This is a genomic window from Streptomyces sp. NPDC001816 (genome assembly GCF_042892235.1).
In the GTDB taxonomy this organism is placed as follows: domain Bacteria; phylum Actinomycetota; class Actinomycetes; order Streptomycetales; family Streptomycetaceae; genus Streptomyces.
On sequence record NZ_JBIATY010000005.1, the window covers coordinates 396009 to 420117 of the forward strand.

Here is a 24109-nt window from a genome sequence, read left to right on the forward strand (position 1 = left end):
GGAGTCATTCCTTCGGGACGCGGAGAAGTTCGACGTTGCCGTCGAACTGCCAAAGTGGGTTCGGTGCGTCGCCGGTCGGGGTCCGCACCAGGAAGTAGCCGTTCACTTCCTTCGGTCCATCGCCGTCGGCCATGAACCGCCCGTCCGGGGTGACGTCGAGTTGATAGATGGCCGTGCCTGTGGCCTCGACGCCGGGGAGATGCCACGAGACGACGCAGCGCCAGTCGTTGCCCGGTCCTTCGGCAGCGACCCTGACGCTGCCCTTGTTGCACGTCGCCGTGGCCTTCACCTGCGCTTCGGTGACGTCGGGGCGGTTGAGCTGCTTCGTCTGCATGCGATAGAGGTGGGCGAACGCCGTGGCCAGCGAGCGCTGCACCTTGTCCTGTTCGACCCCGGAGCCCGTGGCCCCGGTCGTCGCGGCCACGACCGCGACGCTCACCGCGACCACCCCGGCCAGCGGCAGGACTCCGGCGGTGACCGCGCGGCGCCCCGAGCCGTCGTAAGCGGCGTTGGTGAAGTCGCGCCGCACGAACAGCAGATAGGCCAGCAGCGTCGCGACCGCCGCCCACACCAGGCTGACCACGATGCCGATCAGGAGCGGGCCGAGTTGAGCCGGGCTGGTGAACAGACCGTTCCAGGCGATGAAGGCGTAGCTCGGCAGGGCCAGTCGTACGGCGGCGGGAAGCGGCATCATCTGCGCGAGCTGCATCGCCAGCGCGACGCCGGCGGGCAGCAGCAGCCCCATCGGGGAACGCCCCAGCGCGACGGACCCGAGCAGTCCGATCCCGGCGAGCGCCAGCGTCGGGGCGAGTACGCAGACCCAGGCGAGCAGGACCTTGACCGCCGCGTCCGCGGGCGTCAGCAGGTGGCCGTCGAGACCGACCAGCGGCTGGTTACCCACTGCCAGGAGACCACCGGCCGTACTGGAACAGGCCAGCCCGGCCACGAGCAGCAGCAGGACGGTGAGGCTCGCCAGTGCCTTCGCCGCGAAGATCCGCCTGGGCGACCGGACCACCACGAGCAGGTGGCGCCAGGTGCCGAGCCGGTCCTCGGAGGCGAACACGTCGCCGGCGACCACCGAGGTCAGCAGCGGGAGTGCCCAACTGCCCGCGAACCCGAGCATCACCAGCGGTCCGGCCCATCCCGTGGCGTGCATCCAGCGGCCGAAGAGCGTGTCGACAGGCAGCGTGCTCTGCCGGCTCACAGCGGCGACGAAGAGCGCCGGCGCGATCCAGCAGGCGAGGACCAGCAGGCGGATCCGCCCTTGTGAGACCAGCTTGACCAGCTCGAAGCGGTAGCCGCGCGAAACCGGGACGGGGCGGGCAGAGGCAACGTTGTCGGCGGCGACGGTCGCGGTCACCGGCCGGTCCCCGCCGGCTCGGTGAGGGCGAGGAACGCGGCTTCGAGCGGCGACACCACGGGTGCCAGCTCGCGCAACGCGATGCCCGCGCGCACGAGTTGCACCACGAGTTCGTCCAGGGCGGGCACCAGCGCGCGCACGACGAGCGCCTCTGTGTCGTGCCGTGCCCCGGCGTCGTCGACGATCCGGATCCCGGCCGCGTCAACAGCGAGCCGCCGGGCGGCCTGCGGGTCGGAGGTGAGCAGCCGGTAGTCGAGTTCACGGTTCTCGGCGGCCAGCTTGCTCAGCGGGCCGGAGAAGACGACCCGTCCGGTGGCGATGATGGTGACTTCGGAGCACAGTGCCTGGAGGTCGTCCATGCGGTGGCTGGAGAGCACGACGCTTGTTCCGTCGGCCGCGAGCCGGGTGAGGACACCGAGTACGTGTTTCTTGCCGGCCGGGTCGAGGCCGTTGGACGGTTCGTCCAGCACGAGCAGCCGGGGCCTGGTGAGCAGGGCTGCGGCGAGCCCGAGTCGCTGGCGCATGCCGAGGGAGAAGCCGCGGGCCTGGTCGTCGGCGACATCGGTGAGCCCGACCTGGTCGAGCACGTCGTCCACCCCAGCCGTCCTCGCGTCGCTGCCGCGCAGAGCGGCCAGCGAGGTGAGGTTCTGCCTGGCGGTGAGCGAGGGGTAGAGACCGGGCCCGTCCACGAAACCGGCGACACCGTCGGGAGCGTCGAGTGCCCGCCGGACCGGCGTACCCAGGATCTCCAGGCGGCCGCCGTCGGCGACGGCCAGGCCCAGCAGAAGACCGAGCAAGGTCGTCTTGCCGGCGCCGTTCGGTCCGACCAGGCCGTGGATCTGACCCTGCGCCACATCCAGGTCGACGCCGTCGAGCGCGACGACGTCGCCGAAACATTTGGTGATCCCGCGAGCCCGGACTGCGAGGAGTGTGTCCATGAGTCCCTTCTTCGAGTCCCTGCTTTCGAAACCTTCAGGGACCCTAGGGACAGCTCACAACGCAGGCACAGTCGGCCGGTTGAACCCTCATGGAACGAATCGTCAAGGCGTGGTAAGCCCGGGATGCACAAAACAGCCTGCATCCAGGCAGACTTGGGCATCCCTGGAAAGCAGGGCTGCGGTCAGGGCAGTGTCCAGAACCGGACCGTGACGAGGTAGAAGACGACAGCCCAGAAGACCATCGCCACCGCTACGACTCCGAGGCCACGGAGGTTGCTCCTTGCCGGCGGTTCGTCCGGCGGTGGCCGCAGCCATCGCCCGAGCAGCGGGTTCACATAGTAGGGCATGGTCAGGAAGCTCATGATGAAGCTGGACAGCAGGTTGCCCACGAGCAGGCCGATCCAGAGCCGCAGGTGCAGCGGGGACAGAGCGAGCGTCAGCAGCACGACGGTCGGGTACAGGCCGACCCAGATGGCGAGGGAGGTCCTGGTCTCGGAGGGCGGCGGCGGTGCCTCCTTGCCATCGCCCTGGAAGGCGAACCAGCTGCCGAACGAGTTGTCGATCGTACGCAGTTTGAAGTCGCTGAACCTATGGCCCTCGGCGAGGATCTGCTGCCGCTCGGGCGACGTCAGCCAGGCGTCGAGGTGCTCGGCGCTGTCGTAGCGGTAGAGCGTGGTCCATTCCTCCTGGAGCCCCTCGATGGGGCGGAACAGCTCGGTCCCGCGAAACCCCTCGAACTTGCTCTCCTCCTGGACCATGTGGTGCTGCCAGTCGAGGAAGTCGTCGACCTGGTTCGGGTGGACGCGGTGGGTGACCACCACGGTGACCAGCGGATCCAGTGACTGGGTGCCGCTGCTGACCACCTGTTGGGTCGCCGGACCGTCGAAGTACTTGGCGCCGACGTCGAGATACGTCTGCCTGGTCCCGCTGTTGATCCACGCCTGCAGATGCGCCACCGAGTCGAACCGGTACACGACGACCCAGTCGGGTTGCAGCGGTGTCGGCGGGGAGATCTCGGCGCCGAGGAAACCGGGGTAGTAGGAGGCCGCGGTGTTGAGGTCCTTCTGCCACGACTCGAACTCGCGCTCCATCCCGGGCAGCACCTTCTGGCCGATGATCGCCGTCGCCGTGGCGGCTACGTTCTTTCCGGTGTCCATGGTGGCTCAGCCTGCCGACACCGACTGCTCCGCGGGGAGTCGGCCGTAGAGGCGTTCCGGAGTCAGCGGCAGCGCACGGTAGCGGATGCCCGTGGCGTCATGCACCGCGTTCGCGAGCGCGGGGGCGACCGGGTTGATGCAGCACTCCGCCATCCCCTTCGCCCGCATGGGCCCCACCGAATCCGCCGAGCCCACCAGGAGGACCTCGGTACGGGGGATGTCGGCGTAGGTGGGGATGCGGTAGTTCCGGAGGTTCGGGTTGACCATGACGCCGCTGTCGTCGACGTGATGGTTCTCGGTCAGCGCGAAGCCGATTCCCTGGGCGACACCGCCCTCCACCTGACCGCGGACCTGCGCCGGGTTGATGATCACCCCGGCATCGGCCGCATGCACGCTGTACAGGATCCGTATCTCACCCGTCACGCGGTGCACGGCCACCCGGAACCCCTGCGTGTTCGAGGTGACGCTCCGGGGCGAGCCGTACGCCTTGCGCGCGGCGGTGAAACGGATTCCACGCGCCCGGGCCAGCGCGACGAGTTCGGCCAGCGACACCCGCCGGTCCCCGCAGACGACACCGTCGTCGTCCATCGTGCACATCACGACATGGACGCCCGTGTGCGCCGCGGCGAAGTGCAGGATGCGGTCGCGCACGGCATTGGCCGCCCGCAGGACCGCGTTGCCCGCCACGAAGAGGCCCGCGCTCGCGAAGGCGCCGGTGTCGAATCCCGTGCGGTCGGTGTCGGACTGCACCAGACGGATCCGCGACGGCGTCGTGCCCAGCTGGTTGGCTGCGATCTGGACGTGAGCCGTGGAGGTTCCCTCCCCGAACTCGGCGGTCCCGACGGCCAGTTCGTAGATGAGATCGTCGCCAAGGGTGACCCAGGCCTCGGAGAGGTGTTCCGTCGGGGGCGCGGTCTCGTGCAGGGAACTCGCCACGCCGGCTCCGACGAGCCACCCGGGGCCGGGAGGCGGCCGGTCGGCCGTTCGGGCCAAGGCCTTGCCCACCAGGTCGATGCACTTGGCGAGCCCGTCCTCGGTGAAGATCACGTCGTCGGGGCCGTCGTGCAGGGCGACCAGGGACTCACCCGGCCGCACGATGTTGCGCCGGCGCAGTTCCAGCGGGTCGAGGTGAAGGGCGCGGGCCAGTTCGTCCATCGCCGACTCCACGGCGAACGCCGGCTGGGTCATCCCGTAACCTCGCAACGCGCCGCTCGGCACGGTGTTCGTGTAGACGGAGTACGCGTCGTACTTCTTGTTGGGGCAGCGGTAGATCATGACGGCGGCTCCGCCCGCGTACAGCGTTTCGCCGCCGTGGTTGCCGTAGGCGCCGGTGTTCGACACGTTGCGTACCTCGAAGGCGGTGAGTGTTCCGTCGGCCTTCGCACCGAGCCTGACCGTCAGGCTCATCGGGTGCCGTGGCGAGGCCGTGGTGAACTCCTCCTCGCGGGTGAACTCGAGACAGGTGGGCCGCCCGGTGTCCAGGGTGGCGAGCGCGACCAGGTCCTCCGTGATCACCTCCTGCTTGCCGCCGAATCCGCCGCCGACGCGCTTGCAGAACACCCTCAGCTGGTCCGGACGCAGCGCGAACAGGTACTCCAGTTTGACCTTCGCGATCGACGGTGACTGCGAACTGGTGCGGACGTTCAGCCTGCCGTCTTCCATCCAGGCGATCGAACCGTGGGTCTCCAGATGCGCGTGCTGCACCCGCGGTGAGAAATACGTGCCTTCGTGGATCACGTCGGCCGCCTCGAATCCCGCGCCGACGTCGCCGATGTGCGAGTGGAGTTCGACCAGGATGTTGTGGACCGGATCGCGGACGAACGGATCGTCGGAGCCGTGCAGTTGGGGCGCGCCGTCCGCCATCGCCGCCTCGGGGTCGAACACCGCGGGCAGCACCTCGTACTCGACCGCGAGACGCCGGCAGCCCTCCTCGGCGGCCGCGACCGTGTCGGCCAGGACCACGGCGACGCGCTGGCCGGCGAAGCGGACCGTGTCGTCGAGGACGTAGGTGTCGTCCGGGTCGACCAGGTGGTCGGTGTGGATCGCCGTGGTGAAGCGTTTGCGGGGTACGTCCTGCCAGGTGTAGACCCGGTGCACGCCGGGCACCGCGAGGGCGGCGCTCTTGTCGATCGAGAGGATCCGGGCGTGCGCGTGGGGTGAGTGCAGCACCTTGAGGTGCAGCATGCCGTCGATCTGCGTGTCCATGGTGAACTCGGCGTGGCCCGTCACCACGTCGTGGCCCGCGGGCGCACCGACGCTCGTCCCGACGGCCTTGCCCGGTGCTGCCGTCTCCACCGCGCTGACGCCCTTCACGGCGTCCTCGATCGCCCGGTATCCGGTGCAGCGGCAGAGATTGCCCTTCAACGCCCGTGGCAGATCCGCCTTCTGGTCCTCGGTGAAGGTCGCCGACGTCATGATCATCCCTGCGGTGCAGAAACCGCACTGGAACCCCGGGGCGTCCTCGAACTGCCGCTGCATGGGATGGGGGGCGCCGGGCCGTCCCAGGCCCTCGATGGTGGTCACCTCCCGGCCGTCCGCGCGGAACGCGGGGGTGATGCAGCTGTGTACGGGCTCGCCGTCCAGCCACACCGTGCAGGCGCCGCAGTCGCCCGCGTCGCACCCCTTCTTGACGCCGAAGTGGCCGAGTTCGCGCAGGAAGGTGCGCAGGCACTGACCGGGGGCCGGCTCCCGGTCGAATTCCTTGCCGTTCACGAGGTAGCTCATGGCAGGTCCCCAGCCGTGAGTTCGCGGCAGATCTCCTCGGCGAAGTGCCTTGTCAGATGCCGACGGTGGTCAGGGGTCCCGTTGGGATCGGCGAACCAGACGTCGGCCGGCAGGGCGTCGATGCTCTGCCGCAGGGTTCGGACATCGGGCAGGGAGTCGAAGGCGATGCGGACCGGCCGCGTGGTGCCGGCGGTGATGGTGAGCAACAGGTCACTCGCTCCGAGCCGTTGCGTGCCGACGAGGAACACCGTCGAACGGCCGAGCCGGGTCAGCGTGAAGCGGCGGTGCGCCGTCCGTTTGCGCAGCGCATGCTCCGGAATGGTGATGCGCCGAAGGATCTCCCCGGGGGCGAGGACGTTGCGATGGTCGCCCGTGACGAAATCGAGGGCGTCGACGAAGCGCACGGAGCCGTCCGGCGCCCACAGTTCGTACTGCGCCTCCAGCGCGACCGTCAACGTGATCATCGGCCCGGCGGGCAGGGACATACAGATGTTTCCGCCGACCGTCGCCGCGTTCCACACCTTGAACGAGGACAGGAATGCCTCACAGCTCTGCCGGAAGAGAATTCCGGCGGTCCAGCCCTTCGGCCAGGAGAAGGCGTACAGGTCGCGAATGGTGCACGTGGCGCTGATCTCCAGGCCCTCGCCCGTCGGAACAAGAGGCTCCCAGCGCAACGCCGTCAGGTCGATCAGCCGTCGCAGGTCCGGCTGCTCCGTGGAATAGAGCCATGTTCCGCCTGCGAGCCAGGCGTCGCCCTCGTGCCAGTCCGTGCCTGGCCGCTCGGACGGTCGCCGAACTACTTCGGTGATGGTGTTGAGGTCCATGAGAACCGACCTACAGGAGAACGGACATACGGACCGACAAGAACAGACATGTCAGAGTTTATCGCAGCATGCCGATGAGGGCCCGGCCGAAGACAGCTGAAAGTAATCGACATGCTCCGGACGGTCACCAGTACAGGACCCAGCCGTCTGCATCGCGGATTCCATGCCCTTGCAGGGTGATGCGCCGGTCGTCAGGAGATCTTCTCCTCCCAGCCCTGTGAGCCGCGCGGCGAACCCGCGGACGGCCAGGGCGACCAGTGGTGGGTCCAGGATCTCAACTCCTGGACCACGCGCCACTGGCCCGAGATCTCGGACTCCTTCGCCCCCTCGGCAGTCGGCTCCGGCCCCTATCGGGCGAGATGGTCGGACCCCGAACCCCTCTTCGAGAGTGCGGTCGTCCTCGGTGACCAGGCCTGGCGCAGCATCCCGGCGATCTGGACCATCTCGGTCTTCAGGAGCGCAGCACGGAGATCGTCGCCCGGCTCGGACTCCAACTCTCGTCCGTGGTCTGGCGGTTGTCGGCCGACCTCGCCCAGGCACGGCCCGTCGTGGTGGAACCGTTCCCCGAGGTGGAGCAGTTGCGCATGGTGTGGCTCGGGCTCGGACCCCAACTCGTAAAGGTGCTGTTCCCATGATCTATGCGGTCGGCCTCGCCGCCGAGAGTACCTTCGCCCACTTCACCGCCGAGGCCGAGGAGCGAGGCGTACTGGTCCGGGTCGCCGATCTGGCGGCCCTTCAGCAGGACCGCGAGTCGGCGCAGCGCTGGCGCTGGCTCACGACGGCCCTCGCGGCGTGGCTGGACCACATCCCCGGCCCGGTGGTCAACCGGCCCTCGATCCGCTCCGACAACGGGTCCAAGCCGCTGCACGAACGGTCGTTGTCCCAGGCCGGGTTCCGGGTGCCCGCGAGCATCACCAGTTCGTCGCCGCAGCGTCTGCGGGCCTTCGCCGGGCCGACCCTGGTCAAGGCGGTCTCCGGGGTACGGGCCACCAGCAGGCTGGTGAGCGCGGCCGACCTGGACGGCTTTGAACCCGGGCAGGGACCGGTGCACCTCCAGCGGTACGTCGCCGGCGCTCGCCGGGCAGGTGGTCCGCCACACCGCTGATCTGGGCACGGCCTTCGCGGGCTGGGACTTCAAGGTCGCCGGTGACGGCACCTACTGGTGCCTGGAGGTCAACCCGATGCCGGCGTACGACTGGTACGACCGGCGGCTCGGCGGAGCCATCAGCGCGTCGCTCCTCGGGCTGCTGCGGGGAGGTCCACCCGTGATCGACTCGCTGACCGTACTCACCGGGGCGAACAGCGCCGCACTGCGCGACGCCGTGCACAGCCTGCGCCGGCGCTGGACCTCTCGCGGCCCGGAACCGGCCGCCTTCTTCACCCTGGGCGCGCCGAGCTACCTCGACCTCGCACCGGACCCGGAGTCCGGCATCTACCAGAAGCGGGCCGACATCTCACGACCCGTGCTCCAGAACTCCTTCGGCCGGCTGTGCGAGCGCCTGGCTGACGTCTACCCTGCCGGTCCGGCTGCCCGCTGCAGGCGGCGACCTGAACCTCTGGGAGGTGAGTCACGACCAGTTCCGGCATGCGCTGGAGAAGGGCTGGATCGAGTCCGTGGCCGATCTCAGTCGCTTCCACGCCACGAGGTACATCCCTTACCGCCCGGGCTGGCCTCGTAGGCATCCGGTCTCGCGGCCGCCGCGAAGTGCGAGCGGCGACCGGTTGCGCGAACATGGTCGAGTGGCTCGGCGGTGAGGAGACCCGTCGGCTGCCCCTCCTCAATCGGAGGCTCAGTGCCGCTCCACCCCCGCCGGAGGATGGAGGATCCCGTATGCGGGTCTGCGTGCGGAGCTGCTCCCGGTCCTGGACGCCTGCGGGCAGCATCCGCGGCGTGAAGCGCGGGCGGTAGCGCTGACCGGCGTAGGAAAGGCATGGCGCAACCATGGGCAGGACAGAGCAGTACGAGCGGTACGAGGGCGGCAGCGCGGAGGCCGAGCGGCTGGTCTTCGAGGAACTGGCCAAGGAACTGATGCGTGTCCAGGCCAGGATCAGGAAGGCCGGCGGGGCAGCGGCCTTCGCCAGAACCTTCCATGCGAAGCCGGTGCTCGGCGTGGAGAACGCCCGGCTGAGAATCCACGACCAGGTGCCAACGGAGCTGCAGACCGGCTTCGTCCGGCCCGGTGCCGAGTACCCGGTGACGGTCCGGCTGTCGAACGCCGGCGGCGCCCCGCAGGCAGATTCCCTGCCCGACATGCGCGGCGCAGCGCTCCGCGTCGAGGCCTCCGACGGCACGCACGACCTTCTCATGACGAACTTTCCGGTGTCCCACGCGCGCAATGCCCGGGAGTTCGTGGCGTTCGCCAAGGCGATGGCGGGCGCCCGCACCCGCCTCCAGAAGGCGTTCGCGCTGTTCGTCAAGTTGCCCTTCGCCGTCGGCTGGTCCACCGCCGCCCGGATGCGCCGCAACGTGCGGGCCGGTGCGCGCGGCTGTGTGCGCAGCCTGGCTCTGGAGACGTACTGGAGCCGCGGCGCCATCCTGTGGGGCGAGGCCGGCCCGGTGCGCTACCAGATGCGCCCTGTGCGCGGGGCACCGGACGCGCCCGCACCGCCCCGCGCCGACCCGGACCATCTGAGCCGGGAACTCGCGCAGCGCCTGGCCCGCGGCGACGTCGCCTTCGAGCTGCTCGTGCAGCGGTATGTCAACGAGGCGATCACCCCCGTCGAGGACGGCTCGGTGGAATGGCGTGAGGACGTCGCACCCGCGCTGCCCGTGGCCACGCTGACCATCCCCCGGCAGAACGTGGCCACCGCCGAGGCTCGTGCGGCCGCGCGCCGGATCGAGGAGCTGGCGTTCAACCCCTGGCACACCACGGAGGAGTTCCGTCCGCTGGGCAATCTCAACCGTGCCCGCAAGGCCGCCTACCAGGCGAGCAGCGCGCAGCGGCTCGGCTACCGCTTCACCACCGACGAGCCCCGGCGCAACAGGGTGCTGAGCGCTCCGGTCGGCGCCGGCTTCCGCGTCCTCAACCGGTGGGTGCCCTGGTACCGGCTGCCGTTGCCGGCCGGCCTGCTCAACCTCGTCTTCCTGCGCAAGACGTTGCGTACGAAGAACCTCATCGACACAGAGCACCACGAGGCACCGCCGCGGCCCGTCCCGGTGCCGCCGCCGATCGACGAGTCGCTGCGGGTCGCCCGCAGTTACGACGGCACGTTCAACGACCTGTCCGCACCCGCGATGGGGGCCGTGGGCGCGGCCTTCGGCCGCAACATGCCGCCCGTACTGCGCCCGGACCTGTTCGACGAACCCAGCCCGTACGAGGTCAGCAGGCTGCTGCTGCACCGCGACATGTTCCTGCCCGCACGGTCCCTGAACCTGCTCGCCGCCGCGTGGATCCAGTTCCAGGTGCACGACTGGGTCAACCACAGCCGCTACCCGACGGGTACCTCCAGCGTGGAGGTACCACTCCCGCCGGGCGTCGAGTGGCACAACACCCCGGGCGGTCCCGCGGAGCACATGATGCGCTTCGCCGAGAACATGGCGATGCCCGGAGCCGGCGGGCCGGTCCACTTCGCCGACTCGGCCTCCCACTGGTGGGACGGCTCGGAGCTGTACGGCGGCGACGAGAAGGCCGCCCGCTCCCTGCGCGACGCCGACGGTGGCGCCGGCCTGCGCCTGGAGGACGGCCATCTGCCGCTCGGCCCGAACGGCATCCCGCTCACCGGGGTCCGCGAGAACTGGTGGCTGGGCCTCAGCCTGATGCACACCCTCTTCGCCAGGGACCACAACGCGGTGTGCGCGGCGCTGCGGCGCGAGTATCCGCGTATGGAGGAGGAGCGCGTCTACCACACGGCGCGGCTCGTCGTGTCCGCGCTCATCGCCAAGATCCACACGGTGGAGTGGACACCGGCGATCCTCGCCACCGAGGCGATCGACATCGCGCTGAAGACCAACTGGCAGGGTCCGCCCGCGAAGTGGCTGGAACGGCTGGGGCTGTGGCTGTTCGAGGCGCACTCGCTGACCGGCATCCCCCAGACCGTGCCCGACCACCACGGCGCGCCCTACTCCCTCACCGAGGACTTCGTCACCGTCTACCGGATGCATCCGCTGATCCCGGACGACTTCGAGATCTGCGACCACCGCTTCGGGCGGCGGCTGGACATCCTCGGCTTCGACGACGTGCAGGGCGCCGCGGCCGAGCCCCTCATCCGCAAGACCGGGCTGCCCGACTCGCTGTACTCGTTCGGCATCGCCCATCCGGGCGCGATCACCCTGCACAACTTCCCGCGCGCGCTGCAGCACTTCGAGCGGGACGGCGAGATCATCGACCTGTCCGTCGTCGACCTGGTACGCACCCGCCGCCGTGGTGTGCCCCGTTACAACGACTTCCGAGCCGGCCTGCACAAGGAGCCCATCCGCCGCTTCGAGGACCTGACGGAAGAACCCGGGACGCTGGCGCGGCTGAAGGAGGTCTACCGTTCGGTCGACGAGATCGACACCATGGTCGGGCTGTTCGCCGAGAACCCGCCGACCGGATTCGGATTCAGCGACACGGCCTTCCGCATCTTCATCCTGATGGCGTCCCGGAGGCTGCAGAGCGACCGCTTCCTCACCGTGGACTACCGCCCCGAGCTGTACACACCGCTCGGCATGGACTGGATCGAGCGCAGTGGCATGACCGAGGTCATCCTGCGGCACTGCCCGGAGCTGGCGAGCTTCCTGCCCCGGGACGCGAGTGCGTTCGTACCGTGGCGGCCGGTGCTGACACCGCCGAACGGTCACCGCACCACGGAGTCCTGAGTCAAACGGAGTCCCGAGTCGAAGGGTGTCCTGAGTCGCAGGGTGTCCTGAGTCGCAGGGCGTTCCTGAGGCAAGGAGAGGACCATGACGGTGTCCACCCGGCATCGGGGGCTCGAAGCGCTGCTGGCGCGGCCGCTCCTGGAGACCATCTGGCGGCGGCGCACCCACCGGGTCAGCCGGGGAGCGGCCGTCCCCGCCGGCTCGATGAGCTATCGCTCGTCCGACGCCCCGCTACCGCTCGGCGAGCTGGAGGAGGCGGTGCTGATCGCCCTCACCGGCTGCACCGGGCTCACCATGCCGGACCGGCCGTTCGAGGATCCGCGCGACGGCCAGCCCATCATGGCCAAGCCGAACCTCAACATGCCCGGCCGGACGGCAGGCAGTCCCGACAACGCACAGGGCACCCACTTCTTCATGATCAACGACAGTGGCACCTACTATCTGCGCAAGCTGCCGCCGTCCCCGGACGCCTCCTTCGAGCCCGGCGCGCTGGTCGAGCGGGCTCGGCAGGCCAAGGTGCGGGTCCTGGACCACCGGCTGGACGTCGCCGAGGGCATGCGCGACTTCCCGGCCTACCTCGACTCCAACCGCGTGCTGTCCAACCTGCCGGGCAGCACCGTCTTCCTGCCGGTCGTCGACCTCTCGCACCAGTACATCAACGGCCTGATGTACCTGCTCACCCAGCCGGACGGGGCCCGGCCCACGCTCGTCGACGACCGCAACTTCTACCGCCCCGCCGGGGTGCGCAAGTGGGTGCGCAACGGCTTCCTGAACAAGGACCTCAAGCTTCCGCTGGGTGTGCTGGGCCCGCTGCGGACCCAGATCGAGGCCGAGTTGCTGCTGCAGAACCTCATGCTGACCGCGGACGCCATGGGGCTGGGCGCGTGGATCCATGCCTCGATCAACCCCCAGATCATGGTGGGCGACCCGAAGTTCTCGGCCCGGTACGGGCGGATGCTCGGCTTCGACTTCGTCACCCCCCGCTGGCGCCCGCTGGACCTCCCGCGCTGGCAGCTGCCTCTGCCCCGGTTCGCGACGGCGCGGTCCCATCCGGTCGGGCTCAGCGTCGACGGCGAACCGCTGATCACAGCGGCCTGTCCCCCGTACCACCCGTCGATGTCGCAGGCCGTGGACGCGGTCGTCCAGGCGAAGTTCGGCCCGAAGGGCATCTACCACGACAAGGACATCTTCACGGGCATCTACCGCAACGACTACGGGCAGCGCTACCTCGCCGAGGCCCGCGAGTACGACCAGCGGGTCATCGAGTGTGCCCGCGACGTGTGCGAGTACATTCACTCCACGCACGGCCGGTTCCCCGCACACGTCGACGCCATTCAGGTGCCCGGCATCTGGCTCCAGACGCACCATCCCGAACTCGGCTACTACGAAAGGTTCTTCCGGGACGGCCTGACCGAGGCGCACAGGGAGCACACGAGGCGGTGGGACACCTGACGGCTCCCTCGTGAACCCTGGCCGCTGGACTCGGTATCACTGGTCTCCGGCGAGGCGCCGTTGTTCGAGGTAGATACGGGTGAAGACGGCGACTTTGGCACGCAGGACCCAGGGATCGAAGGGCTTGCCGATGTAGTCGACCGCGCCGGCGGCGTAACCGCGGGCAGAGTGTTCGGGATCGGTGCCCATGGCGGTGAGGAAGATGATGGGGACGTCATGGGTGCGGGGGCGTCGTTTGATGTGGGCGGCGGTCTCGTAGCCGTCCATGTCGGGCATCTGGACGTCCATGATGATCACGGCGAAGTCGTCGTGATCGAGGAGGGCTTTGAGGGCTTCGCGGCCGGAGGAGACGGCGACCAGTTCTTGGTCGAGGGTGGACAGGACGGCGGTCATGGCCATCAGGTTGTCCGGCTGATCGTCGACGATGAGGACCTTGGGCATGGCCCGCGAGACCGCGGGGGTCACGGCGGCGACGGTCTGGACCTGTTCGACCGCTTCCAGCTGTCGTTCCAGCAGAGTGCAGCGCTGTTCGGCTTCGTCGCGCTGTTTTTGCGCTTCGTTGAGCTGGGCGGACAGGCGGGTGACTTCGTCCTGCAGCTGGTCGCGTTCGTGGAGCAGCTCGCTTACGTCCGGGTTGGCTGCGGCCAGGCGTTCGGCTCGTTCGCGTTCCGCACTCCATTCGGCTTCCAGCTGATTCAGACGCACTTCCAGGTCGGCGATACGGTGTTTGCGGTCCAGCAGCGCGTCGCTCAGTGCGTCGCCGCGGGCGGTGGAGCGGCGTGAGTCACGGTCGGCTTCGGCGAGTTGCTGCTCCAGTACCGCGACCGCGTGGCGGGGTGAGGTGCTGGACTCGACGGCTGCCCGGTGCAGGCGGCGCACCAGTTCGATGGCGTGCGGGGTGGCGGCCGTGCCCCGATGTTCGGCGATGTCGGTGAACAGGTCCATCACCACTTCCCACGGCGGCACGCGGGTGCCACCGAGATAGCGGGAGAAGGTGCCGGCATCCCGAACGCGGCGGGCCGCGTAGCGGCGGACCGAGACTTCCAGGCCTTCGAACAGCTCCCGCAGGGCCATGGCCAGTGCACGGGATTCCGGTGTCAGGTCCGGGGCGAGAGGACGCAGCTCAGCCACGGGCGCTACCGTCCTTCGTTCCCGCCCGGCGTACAGCCGGCCCGCTGTGGGTGGTGTCCGGGGCGATCACCTGATTGAACACGGGCACGGCCCCGCCCGCGGCAGTGAGCCCGGCGAGCACACCGCCCACCACCCCGTTTCCGGCCAGCACCGACAACAGGCCGACCCCCACACCGGCCAGCGCGGCGAGTAACAGCACCAGTGCCGCCCTCACCGACACAAGCGAACGATCCATCGGACCTTCCCTTCCTCACCCCACCGGACGCCGGTCGGGGGCGGCGCGCCCCGGATGGGCCCGCCTTGCTGCGAGCCACACAATGACGACAGATGAATCCGTTGCGCCGGGTAATCGGCAAACCGGCAACGTCCGAGGCCCGTTGCGGCCGCCGCCCGACAGGCCGCAACACTGCCGATCCACAGCTCAGGACTGGTGCACTGTCAGCTGTTGCGGCAACACCCGCATCAGTCACGGGCATGACGTCGACGCCTGGGGTCTGTCCGGCGGTGAGGCTCGAAAACCGGTGGAGCAGCGCCGCTGTGCGCCACTACCGTGCTGCCGAACCCAGTCGTCAAGGCAAGGACGTGCCGTTGTACACCCTGTGAGACCTCCCGAGAGCTGATGTGTCGCGCGTCGCGCATGTGCGCCGCGCTCCTTTTTGCTGCGGACTTCTCACTGAAACCGGTGTACTTCTGTGCTCAATAGCTGGGTGGTCATGCCCACCTGCCTGCCGACCGTTCTCCGCCGTTGCCACGCGTGCGCGTGCGAGCGCTTCCGGGCCAACGGCAAATTTCGCGTCAACGCCAACCACAAGCTCCTCGACGCCTGGCTCCTCGTGCTCTGTACCGCTTGCGGGGACACGGCAAAGCTCACGGTCCTGGAGCGGATGAACGTGCGCTCCGTGCGACCTGAGCTGCTGGACCGTATGCATGACAACGACCCTGGCCTGGCAGCTGAGCTGCTCCGGGATCCGGTCGTGCGGCGCCGTAATCGCATCGCCCTCGACTGGGCAGGCGCCTGGCGCCTCGACACCGGCGGATCGGCTCACCTCGACCGCGAGGTGATCGACGTCTCGGTCCGCTTTGCGGCGCGGATCCCCGTCCGGCCGGTGCGACTGATCGCTGAAGGCTGCGGTCTTTCGCGGGCCGAGGTCGAGAGACTGATCACGGAGGGGAAGCTCGTTTCGGCAGTCCGGCTGAGCGGCAAGCTTTCCGGCGACTTCACCTTCACGCTCAAGCGCTGAGCCCTCCTCGGGACCAGGGGCCTGTTCGGCAGGATCCGCCGGACAGGCCCTAGCCGCAGCTGCAACCGGTCGCGGCCGAGGCCCCTTCGTCGGTCCGGCCGGTGCAGCAGTCGTCGCCGGCGGCGGCGTTGGGGTCGGCGTTCTTGCCAAAGGTGTCCGCGTCGGCCTTCACCACATAGACCTCCCACGGCTCCTGGCCGGGGCCGTGCACCCAGACCTTGTCCTGGAGGGCATAGCAGCAGGACGTGTCGTTCTCTTCGAAGGTGGCCAGACCGGCGTCCTTGAGCCGGGTGGTGGCGGCGTTCACCTGCTCCGTGGATTCCACCTCCACGCCGAGGTGGTCGAGGCGGGTCTCCTCTCCGGGCTCACCCTCGATGAGTACGAGCTTGAGCGGGGGCTCGGCGATGGCGAAGTTGGCGTAGCCCTCGCGCCGCTTGGCCGGTTCAGTGCCGAAGAGCTTCGAGTAGAAGGTGATCGACGCTTCCAGGTCGCTGACCCGCAGGGCGAGCTGAGCACGGGACATGACACCACTCCCATCTGCTTGCATTGATATCTATCGATGCAAGCTTGCGCGCTGGATCGAAAAACGTCAACATAGAAGTATGTCGAAGCAAGAACTTGTGGTGCTCGGGCAGGATGACGAGTCCGCTGCCTGCTGCCCTGGACTGGTGACCGCACCCCTCGACGAGGACCAGGCGGCCGAGCTGGCGAAGATCTTCAAAGCCCTGGGCGACCCGGTTCGCCTGCGGCTGCTGTCCATGATCGCCTCGCGGGCCGGCGGTGAGGTCTGCGTGTGTGACCTGACCCCGGCTTTCGACCTGTCCCAGCCGACGATCTCCCACCACCTCAAGCTGCTTCGACAGGCGGGCCTGATCGACTGCGAGCGTCGCGGCACGTGGGTCTACTACTGGGTGCTGCCCGCCACGCTCGACCGGCTTTCCGCGTTCCTGACGACCCCACAGACGGCAGAGGCAAACGCGTGAGCGCCTCGCTGGGCCGCCGGGCCCTCGCGGAGGCTGTCGGTTCGGCCGCGCTGGTCGCGGTGGTGGTCGGCTCCGGGATCCAGGCCACTGAGCTGACCCAGGACATCGGCGTTCAGTTGCTGGCCAACTCGCTGGCCACCGTCTTCGGCCTCGGCGTCCTGATCGCGCTCCTCGGGCCGGTCTCCGGTGCACACTTCAACCCCGTCGTCACGCTCGCGGCCTGGTTCACCGACCGACGCACCGGTGAAGGGCTGAACGGCCGTGACATCGCGGCGTACCTACCGGCTCAGACAGTAGGAGCGATCGGCGGCGCGATCCTCGCTGATGCCATGTTCGCCCAACCGCTGGTGCACTGGTCCACGCACGACCGCTCCGCCGGCCACCTGTGGCTGGGCGAACTGGTGGCAACGGCCGGACTCATCCTGCTGATCCTCGGACTCGGCCGCACCGGTCGCGCCCACTTCACCCCCGTGGCCGTGGCCTCCTACATCGGGGCGGCGTACTGGTTCACAATCCTCCACGTCGTTCGCCAACCCGGCCGTGACCATCGGCCGCGCCTTCACCGACACGTTCGCCGGCATCGCCCCCGCCTCGGTCAGCCCCTTCCTCGCCGCACAGATTGCCGGTGCGGCGCTCGGCCTGGCCCTGATGGTCGCGCTGTTCGGACGTACGGAACCGGTGCACACCGCTCCCATCCCGGCCGCGGACGAACCCGATCTCGCCACACCCACCCGCCTCTGAACTGCCGCTCCCAGAAAGACATCTGCCATGAGCACTCCCGCCGAACGTCCGTCTGTGCTGTTCGTCTGCGTCCACAACGCCGGACGCTCGCAGATGGCCGCCGCCTTTCTGACCCACCTCGCCGGCGACCGCGTCCAGGTCCGCTCGGCCGGTTCCGCTCCCGCCGACACCGTCAACCCGGCGGTCGTCGAGGCCATGGCCGAGGTGGGCATCGACATCTCGGCCGAAGTGCCCAAGGTGCTGACCGTCGAGACCGTTCAGGCGTCCGACGTCGTGATCACGATGGGCTGCGGCGACACATGTCCCGTCTTCCCCGGAAAGCGCTACCTCGACTGGGAACTCCCCGACCCGGCCGGACAGGGCGTCGACGCCGTCCGCCCGATCCGCGACGAGATCGAAAAGCGCATCCGGGGCCTGCTCGACGAGGTCAGTCCGGCGGAACAGGCTTGACTCATCTCGGCAGGACGCCCGCGACGTCCCGCCCGGCCCGGCCCTGCCGGGCGAAGCTCCTCGTGACAGCGATGTCACCGTGGGTTCACATCCCCAGCAGGACCAGGCATGCGGGTGCACCGCTCGTCACAGGCTCCCATGTCCTGGAAGTTCCGACGAAGAAATGGAGGGACACGACCGCATCCTGCCCAGCCACGCCACCGGCCGCGACCCAATAGATTGCTTGAGCGGCCAGGGGGGCGGTGGCACGGGGTCCGGCCATCGTCCTGACCGGCTCGGGCCTGTCGGTTCTCGGCCCTGTCGCGTGGCGTCCGCCGGGGAACCACACTGGTCGGTGGGGCGCCTTCTTGGAGGCGCGTGCCCGCGACGGAAGGACGGACCCATGCCCACGGACACGCTTCCCGGCCCGCTGCGATTCCTGGTCTTCGGCGCGGCACTGCGAGCCGATTCGGCCAACGCCCGCCTTGCCTCCCTCGTGGCCCGGCTCATCTCCGACACCGGTGCCGCCGTCGACCTCGCCGGCATGCGCGACTTCGACATGCCCTTGTACGACGGCGACATGGAGGCCGGCGAAGGGTTGCCGAACGGCGCACTCGCCCTGCGCGACCGGCTTGAGCAGTGCGACGCCTTCGTCATCTCCTCGCCGGAGTACAACGCCTCCGTGCCGGGAGTGCTGAAGAACGCGATCGACTGGGTCTCGCGTGTCCGGCCGCAGCCGTTCAAGACCAAGCACGCGCTGCTCGTCTCAGCGTCGCCGTCGCTGGTCGGCGGCAACCGCGGGTTGTGGGCTCTGAGGATCCCCCTGGAACACCTGGGCACCCGCGTCTACCCGGACATGTTCAGCGTGGCCAACAGCTACCAGGCCTTCGCCGAAGACGGAACGCTGGCCGACCCGGGGTTGCAGCAACGTCTCGCCGAGACCGTGTCGGGTTTCCTCAGCCTCGTCGAAGCGGACGTGCGCTACGTCTGCCTCGAACGCCGTTGGTACGAGTTCCTGGGGGACCGTACCGAGGCGGCCATCACCCAGCGGGCCGAGAAGTGATGCCGGAACGCCGCGCCGCAGACCGAACTGCCTGCAACCTCGCCGGCTCGGAGGATGCTCAGTCGAGACAGAACTCGTTGCCCTCGATGTCCTGCATCACGATGCACGAATCGTTGCCGTCATACAGGAGTCGCACGCGTACCGCGCCGAGCGCGACCAGACGTGCACACTCGGCTTCGAGCGCGGCCAGGCGCTCTTCACCCACGAGCCCGGTGCCGACCCGCACGCAAAGATGCACCCGATTCTTGGCGACCTTGCCTTCGGGGACGCGCTGAAAGTACAGCCGCGGGCCCACACCTGAGGGATCACTGCAGGCGAACCATGCACCCTGATCCTCCGGAGACTGGGAGCGGTTGAAATCGTCCCAAGTGGTGAACCCCTTTGGCGGCGGCGGTACGACGTACCCCAACACCTCGCACCAAAAGCGAGCGACGCGCTCAGGTTCTGCGCAGTCGAAGGTGACCTGGAACTGCTTGATCGATGACATCGGCGCACCATAGCAGGGGGACTCGGTTGCTCATCTCCCGGCGTGGACAGGCATGTTGTCGGGAGGACGACCCCTGCTGGCCGCTGCTTGCGTCACGTGGCCGGAGGGCCGAAGACCATTCCTCAGCGGCTTCAGTAACGACGGAGGGCCGCCATCCGAGGGACCCGCCGCGGTCGGCGGCTCTTCAGGGTGGCTCCTTGTGAGTTGCCTCACCCACCGCTGTCGGCACCCGCGCACAAACCGCCTGGCCAGCACCCCGCTCCCCCATCCGACGACTGCCTGTTGGCCGGATACGTCAATAAACTGTCATTGCAGCCAGTGCACTGCCCGATACACGCTGTGACCGTGCTTGAGCGACGTGTTGTTGTGGTGGTGTACGCGGGTGCGATGGCCCTGGACATCACCGGACCGATTGAAGTGTTCGATACGGCCAACCGGCTCCTTGCCCCGTCGAGCGCCCCCTACCGGATCGACCTGGTCTCCGCCGACGCACCGCTGGTGCGCACGAGTTCAGGAGTGACGATAGGAGCCTCACCACTGGAGGCAGGGCACGGCCCCATCGACACGCTTCTCGTGCCGGGCGGATGGAGTCTTGGCGAAGCGCTCCAAGACAGGACGCTGGTCTCCTGGATCGGCCGGGCAGCGGCCCGGTCGCGCAGGGTCGCCTCCGTATGCGGCGGATCCTTCCTGCTGGCCGAGGCGGGCCTTCTGGACGGCAGACGCGCCACCACGCACTGGGCGTACAGCGAGGCGATGGCCTGCCGCTATCCGGACGTGACGGTGGACGCCGAGCCGATCTTCGTCTGGGACGGTCCGTTTGTGACGTCAGCGGGCGTGTCGACCGGGATCGACATGGCGCTGGCCCTGGTGGAGGCCGATCACGGTGCGGCGCTCGCGCTGGAGACGGCGCGGTTTCTGGTGCTCTTCCTGAAGCGGCACGGAGGGCAGTCCCAGTTCAGCGCCGTCCTCGACGCCCAGTTGGCCGACCATCCACCGATCCGGACCGCGCAGGAGTGGATTCTGGACAACCTGCACAACCCCTTACCCGTGGCCGAGATCGCCCAGCGGGCCAACATGAGCCTGCGCAATTTCGCCCGGGTCTTCAGGCGCGAGGTGGGCACGACGCCCGGCCAGTACATCGAGCGGACGCGCATCGCCCGCGCACGCGAGCTACTGGAGACCACCGACCTGACGATCAAACAGATAGCCGGCCGCTGCGGATTCGCCGCCACCGAGACGTTCTTCCGCTCCTTCGGGCGCACCCTCGGGCTCACCCCGAAGGAGTACCGGCACCGCTTCCAGGTCATCACACCATCCGGCCTCATCGACCAGCACCATGAGACGGACAGGAGCCCCGCATGATCACTCCGACGTCGGACATGCCCGAGGCAGGAACGGTTCGCCTGGTCGACCACCTGGCCGGGGAACTCGCCAGGGCCGGCGTCACCCATGTGTTCGGCGTGGGCGGCGCGAACATCGAGGACCTGTATGACGCCGTTCACCGCTGCGGCACCGTCCGCTGCGTCGTCGCCAAGCACGAGTTCTCCGCCGTCACGATGGCCGACGGATACGCCCGAACCACCAGACGCCTCGGCGTTGTTGCCGCCACCTCGGGCGGCGGGGCGATGAATCTCGTACCGGGCCTGGCAGAGGCGTACGCCTCCCGGGTCCCCGTGCTGGCCCTGGCGGGCCAGCCGCCGACCGGCCAGGCAGGCCACGGGGCGTTCCAGGACTCCAGCGGCAAGGCGGGCTCCTTCGATGCACGGGAGGTCTTCGCACCCGTTTCCCGGTTCTGCGCCTGGGTCGAGGACGCGGACTCGCTCATGGAGTTACTGCCCCAGGCGATGGCGGCGGCACAGGCCGAGCCGCGGGGGCCGGCGGTACTGCTGCTGCCCAAGGACGTGCAGCAGGCACGGATCCGGTTGCCCGGCCGCAGCAAGGCGCCGACACCGGGCGTACCGATGCCGGCGCCGACGCCACCGGCGCCACGGCTCGACGGGACGGCCCTCACCACCGTGTCGGACATCCTTCGCGGGGCCGACCGCGTCCTCGTCATCGCCGGTGAAGGCGTCGCCGCCGCGGACGCGCGTGCGGAACTGGCCGAGCTGGCCCGGAACCTCGGGGCGTGGGTGGCGGTCACCCCGGACGCCAAGGATGTCTTCGACAACCGTGATCCCCGGTTCGCCGGCGTAGCCGGGGTGATGGGCCATGCCAACGTCGAGGACTGTCTGCGGCGGTCCGACGTGTGCCTGCTGGTCGGTACCCGGCTGCCGCTCCTGGCACGCGGCGGCCTCGACCGGGCCCTGGCCGCCACCGAAGTCGTGTGCCTCGGTCCCGAACCGCCGTACGTAGCGGGCACCGCACTGCGCGGGGACCTGCGGGACGCGCTGCGCGCGGTGACCGGCCGGCTCCCGCCGCGCCCACACGACTGCCCGCCGCACGTCGGCCCCCTCCCCGCGCCCGTTCCGATCCCGGTTTCTCCGTCCCGCGGACGAGTTGTCCCCTATACCCAGGCAATCGCCGCGGTGGAGGCGGCACTTCCCCAGTGTGCGCATGTGTTCGTGGACGCCGGCAACGCAGGTGCCAGCGCGGTCCATCTCCTCCCGGCACCGCGCCACGGCCGCTTCGTGGTCGCGGTCGGCATGGGCGGCATGGGCTACACCTTCGGCGCCGGCATCGGCGCCGCGCTCGCCACCGGGCGACGCACCTACGTCCTCGCCGGCGACGGGTCCTTCTTCATGCACGGGATGGAAGTGCACACCGCCGTGGAGTACGACGCACCCGTGACCTTCGTGATCTTCAACAACAACGCCCACGCCATGTGCGCGCTGCGCGAGGAGTTCCTCCAGGGCGGCATACGCAGCGACGACCTGTTCGGCCGGACCGACCTCGCCGCCGGAGTGGCCGCCGCCTTCCCGTCTCTCGACGTCACCGGAGCCGACGACGCGGGGCAGTTGCGCAAGGCACTGCTGCGCAGCAACACGAGCGGCGGCCCCGCGTTCGTCGCAGTGGACTGCGACCCGGGGGAGATCCCTCCGTTCCTTCCCTTTCAGTCCTTCACCACAGTCACCGACAGCCCTGAACGCCCCGGCAGCAAGGAGAATTCAGATGAGCGAGGAGTCGTCCATGTTGGCTGACATCCCCGGCCTGGTCCGGATCGAGAACGCCGGCAAGGAGGAACTGACCGCCCACTGCATGGAGCTGACCCACGCCGTCTACCCCCACCATCAGGTCTACGGGCAGTACTGCACCATCCACGAGTACGTCGACTGCCCCCCGGAACAGGCCTACGACTACCTCCGCCAGGGCCACCACCTGGAGGAGTGGACGTGCAGCCTGCGGGACTTCGCCCCCACCGGCACACCGGGGCTGTGGGTCGGCCACGACCGCCTCGAGGACGACACCAGGATCTACTGCAGGGTGGCCGCCCACCCCGAGGCCATGACCGTGGACTACCACTGCTCCTGGGACCAGGGCGAGAAGCTGTGGATGATCTACCTGATGCGCGTCGTACCGGCCCGCCTGGTGCTCGACAAGCCGGGTTCGGTGATCACTTGGACCAATTGCCGGCACCCGTACTACGACGCCAACCCGCACCCCGACATGGCCCCCCGCCCGGACCGGCCCTGGGTGGGCGACTACTGGGACCTCTTCTACGCGGGGCACACGGTGGAGATGAACAACCTCAAGGCCATCCTGGAATACCGCCACCGTAACGGCCTGCCCGTCAGCGTGGCTCCGGCGACGGCGGTACCGCGATGACGACGGTCAGTCTCACCGACGTCGCGGGTTACCTCCCCGGCGAGCCGGTCCCCGCCGAGTTCTACACCGACTACCCAGGGGCCGAGGACAAGCTCCGCAACCATGCCATGTTCAAGGTCCCGCCGTCACGGCACCACGTGGCCCCGGACGAGACCAACGCAGACATGATCGAGCGTGCCGTTCAACCCCTGATCGAACGGCACGGCAGGGCCGCAATCCGGGGCGTCGACGTGCTGTTGGTGCACAGCCAGTTGCCGGACCTGCCGTTCGTGGGCGCCGGCACCGAGGTGGCGCGCCGGCTGGGCCTGAACCCGGAGTGGCTCGTCGACGTGGCCAACGCGGGCTGCGCCTCCTTCATATACATGCTGAAGCTGGCCCGGCAGATCCTCACCACCACCGACGCGAAGACCGCGCTGATCTGCAACGCGCAGAGCGCCGCAGGCCAGTGGTTCACGCAGTCCGAGGTGCGCAGGCTCGCCCAGGCGGCAATTCCGGGCGACGGCTGCGGGGTCGGGTATGTGACGACTTCGGCGGACACCCCGGTGCTCGGCGTGGAGACCCGGCACATCGGTGAGTATGCCGGGGAGATGACCGTGGCGGTCGACGACGGCCGCAAGTACTGGGAGCCGGGAGAGTCCCAGTTGCGGATCGGGTTCACCGACTCCAGCGTCGCCAAGGTCCTGGCACGCGGCAACCGCCTCGTCCCGGAGGCCGTCACGGACCTGTGCCGACGGCTCGGCGTGGCGACCGGCGACATCGACGTCCTCATCACCAACCAACCGAACCGCACCTTCCTGCGGAACTGGCAAGAGGCGCTGCAACTGCCGGCCGAACGGCACCTGAACACCTTCGACCAATGCGGGAACCTCTTCGGAGCGGCCATCCCGGTCACCCTGAACCGCGCGATCCGCTCGGGTCGGGTGAAGGACGGTGACCTGGTGGTACTGGCCGGATTCGCGCACGCGGGCGACTTCGCCGGAGCCGCCGCCATCCGCTGGCGCGGCGGGCGGGGATGAACC

At 69.0% G+C, this 24109-nt stretch carries 22 protein-coding genes and 1 pseudogene; 14 read left to right on the top strand and 9 right to left on the bottom strand.

Annotated features, from left to right (window positions below; translation table 11 throughout):
• Positions 1-4 precede the first annotated feature (4 nt).
• The 5 genes from ACFYZZ_RS20525 to ACFYZZ_RS20545 all read right to left on the bottom strand — a co-directional run bounded on the left by ACFYZZ_RS20525 (position 5) and on the right by ACFYZZ_RS20545 (position 7003).
• On the bottom strand, positions 5-1360 hold the full coding sequence (locus ACFYZZ_RS20525) for an ABC transporter permease (RefSeq protein WP_389177655.1): 1356 nt from the start codon (positions 1358-1360) through the stop codon (positions 5-7).
• Positions 1357-2298: an ABC transporter ATP-binding protein gene (locus ACFYZZ_RS20530; protein ID WP_389177658.1), complete on the bottom strand. Its 942-nt coding sequence runs from the start codon at positions 2296-2298 to the stop codon at positions 1357-1359. Before ACFYZZ_RS20530 ends, ACFYZZ_RS20525 begins: the two co-directional genes overlap by 4 nt.
• Before the next feature lie 182 nt (positions 2299-2480).
• A complete protein-coding gene (locus tag ACFYZZ_RS20535) occupies positions 2481-3455 on the bottom strand; it encodes an antibiotic biosynthesis monooxygenase (protein ID WP_389177661.1) in 975 nt (324 codons plus the stop codon).
• A 6-nt stretch (positions 3456-3461) separates the two neighbouring features.
• Positions 3462-6179 carry a molybdopterin-dependent oxidoreductase gene (locus ACFYZZ_RS20540; protein WP_389177664.1) on the bottom strand — a complete coding sequence of 906 codons (2718 nt, stop codon included), beginning with the start codon at positions 6177-6179 and terminating at the stop codon, positions 3462-3464.
• A complete protein-coding gene (locus ACFYZZ_RS20545; RefSeq protein ID WP_389177667.1) occupies positions 6176-7003 on the bottom strand; it encodes an FAD binding domain-containing protein in 828 nt (275 codons plus the stop codon). Before ACFYZZ_RS20545 ends, ACFYZZ_RS20540 begins: the two co-directional genes overlap by 4 nt.
• Before the next feature lie 503 nt (positions 7004-7506).
• On the opposite strand from ACFYZZ_RS20545, the gene ACFYZZ_RS20550 reads away from it, so the two are divergent.
• The 5 genes from ACFYZZ_RS20550 (at position 7507) to ACFYZZ_RS20570 (ending at position 13253) form a co-directional block, all read left to right on the top strand.
• On the top strand, positions 7507-7638 hold the full coding sequence (locus ACFYZZ_RS20550) for a hypothetical protein (protein WP_389177670.1): 132 nt from the start codon (positions 7507-7509) through the stop codon (positions 7636-7638).
• Complete coding sequence (locus ACFYZZ_RS20555; protein ID WP_389177673.1) at positions 7635-8108, top strand: hypothetical protein; 474 nt, start codon at positions 7635-7637, stop codon at positions 8106-8108. Before ACFYZZ_RS20550 ends, ACFYZZ_RS20555 begins: the two co-directional genes overlap by 4 nt.
• Positions 8089-8682: a hypothetical protein gene (locus ACFYZZ_RS20560; protein ID WP_389177676.1), complete on the top strand. Its 594-nt coding sequence runs from the start codon at positions 8089-8091 to the stop codon at positions 8680-8682. The genes ACFYZZ_RS20555 and ACFYZZ_RS20560 overlap by 20 nt, the downstream gene beginning before the upstream one ends.
• A 263-nt stretch (positions 8683-8945) precedes the next feature.
• A complete protein-coding gene (locus ACFYZZ_RS20565) occupies positions 8946-11801 on the top strand; it encodes a peroxidase family protein (RefSeq protein WP_389177679.1) in 2856 nt (951 codons plus the stop codon).
• 84 nt (positions 11802-11885) lie between these two features.
• On the top strand, positions 11886-13253 hold the full coding sequence (locus ACFYZZ_RS20570) for a hypothetical protein (RefSeq protein WP_389177682.1): 1368 nt from the start codon (positions 11886-11888) through the stop codon (positions 13251-13253).
• A gap of 36 nt (positions 13254-13289) precedes the next feature.
• Here the strand turns inward: ACFYZZ_RS20570 and ACFYZZ_RS20575 are convergent, their stop codons facing one another.
• Positions 13290-14384 (bottom strand): response regulator, encoded by a 1095-nt coding sequence (locus ACFYZZ_RS20575; RefSeq protein WP_389177685.1) that lies wholly within the window; start codon positions 14382-14384, stop codon positions 13290-13292.
• On the bottom strand, positions 14377-14619 hold the full coding sequence (locus ACFYZZ_RS20580) for a hypothetical protein (protein ID WP_389177688.1): 243 nt from the start codon (positions 14617-14619) through the stop codon (positions 14377-14379). Before ACFYZZ_RS20580 ends, ACFYZZ_RS20575 begins: the two co-directional genes overlap by 8 nt.
• 457 nt (positions 14620-15076) lie before the next feature.
• Here ACFYZZ_RS20580 and ACFYZZ_RS20585 point away from each other — a divergent pair, with 457 nt between their 5' ends.
• A complete protein-coding gene (locus ACFYZZ_RS20585; protein ID WP_389177691.1) occupies positions 15077-15625 on the top strand; it encodes a DUF1062 domain-containing protein in 549 nt (182 codons plus the stop codon).
• A 49-nt stretch (positions 15626-15674) separates the two neighbouring features.
• On the opposite strand, the gene ACFYZZ_RS20590 is transcribed toward ACFYZZ_RS20585, so the two are convergent.
• Positions 15675-16148, bottom strand: coding sequence for an ArsI/CadI family heavy metal resistance metalloenzyme (locus tag ACFYZZ_RS20590; RefSeq protein ID WP_389177694.1), 474 nt, complete (start codon positions 16146-16148; stop codon positions 15675-15677).
• 79 nt (positions 16149-16227) lie between these two features.
• Here ACFYZZ_RS20590 and ACFYZZ_RS20595 point away from each other — a divergent pair, with 79 nt between their 5' ends.
• The 4 genes and pseudogenes from ACFYZZ_RS20595 (at position 16228) to ACFYZZ_RS20610 (ending at position 18841) form a co-directional block, all read left to right on the top strand.
• On the top strand, positions 16228-16608 hold the full coding sequence (locus ACFYZZ_RS20595; RefSeq protein WP_389177697.1) for an ArsR/SmtB family transcription factor: 381 nt from the start codon (positions 16228-16230) through the stop codon (positions 16606-16608).
• A pseudogene (locus ACFYZZ_RS20600) lies at positions 16605-17349 on the top strand (aquaporin). Before ACFYZZ_RS20595 ends, ACFYZZ_RS20600 begins: the two are co-directional and overlap by 4 nt.
• Before the next feature lie 27 nt (positions 17350-17376).
• Positions 17377-17799 carry an arsenate reductase ArsC gene (locus tag ACFYZZ_RS20605; RefSeq protein ID WP_389177700.1) on the top strand — a complete coding sequence of 141 codons (423 nt, stop codon included), beginning with the start codon at positions 17377-17379 and terminating at the stop codon, positions 17797-17799.
• Positions 17800-18181: 382 nt separating this feature from the next.
• Positions 18182-18841 carry an NADPH-dependent FMN reductase gene (locus tag ACFYZZ_RS20610; protein WP_389177704.1) on the top strand — a complete coding sequence of 220 codons (660 nt, stop codon included), beginning with the start codon at positions 18182-18184 and terminating at the stop codon, positions 18839-18841.
• Positions 18842-18899: 58 nt separating this feature from the next.
• Here the strand turns inward: ACFYZZ_RS20610 and ACFYZZ_RS20615 are convergent, their stop codons facing one another.
• On the bottom strand, positions 18900-19328 hold the full coding sequence (locus tag ACFYZZ_RS20615) for a VOC family protein (RefSeq protein ID WP_389177707.1): 429 nt from the start codon (positions 19326-19328) through the stop codon (positions 18900-18902).
• A gap of 282 nt (positions 19329-19610) precedes the next feature.
• On the opposite strand from ACFYZZ_RS20615, the gene ACFYZZ_RS20620 reads away from it, so the two are divergent.
• Genes ACFYZZ_RS20620 through ACFYZZ_RS20635 form a run of 4 tightly spaced genes read left to right on the top strand, consistent with a single transcriptional unit; the run spans position 19611 to position 24106 of the window.
• The gene (locus ACFYZZ_RS20620; RefSeq protein WP_389177709.1) at positions 19611-20690 is read left to right on the top strand and encodes a GlxA family transcriptional regulator; all 1080 of its coding nucleotides are present in this window, start codon (positions 19611-19613) and stop codon (positions 20688-20690) included.
• On the top strand, positions 20687-22465 hold the full coding sequence (locus ACFYZZ_RS20625; protein WP_389177711.1) for a thiamine pyrophosphate-binding protein: 1779 nt from the start codon (positions 20687-20689) through the stop codon (positions 22463-22465). Before ACFYZZ_RS20620 ends, ACFYZZ_RS20625 begins: the two co-directional genes overlap by 4 nt.
• Complete coding sequence (locus ACFYZZ_RS20630; RefSeq protein WP_389177714.1) at positions 22455-23090, top strand: SRPBCC family protein; 636 nt, start codon at positions 22455-22457, stop codon at positions 23088-23090. The genes ACFYZZ_RS20625 and ACFYZZ_RS20630 overlap by 11 nt, the downstream gene beginning before the upstream one ends.
• On the top strand, positions 23087-24106 hold the full coding sequence (locus ACFYZZ_RS20635; protein WP_389177716.1) for a 3-oxoacyl-ACP synthase III family protein: 1020 nt from the start codon (positions 23087-23089) through the stop codon (positions 24104-24106). Before ACFYZZ_RS20630 ends, ACFYZZ_RS20635 begins: the two co-directional genes overlap by 4 nt.
• Positions 24107-24109 lie beyond the last annotated feature (3 nt).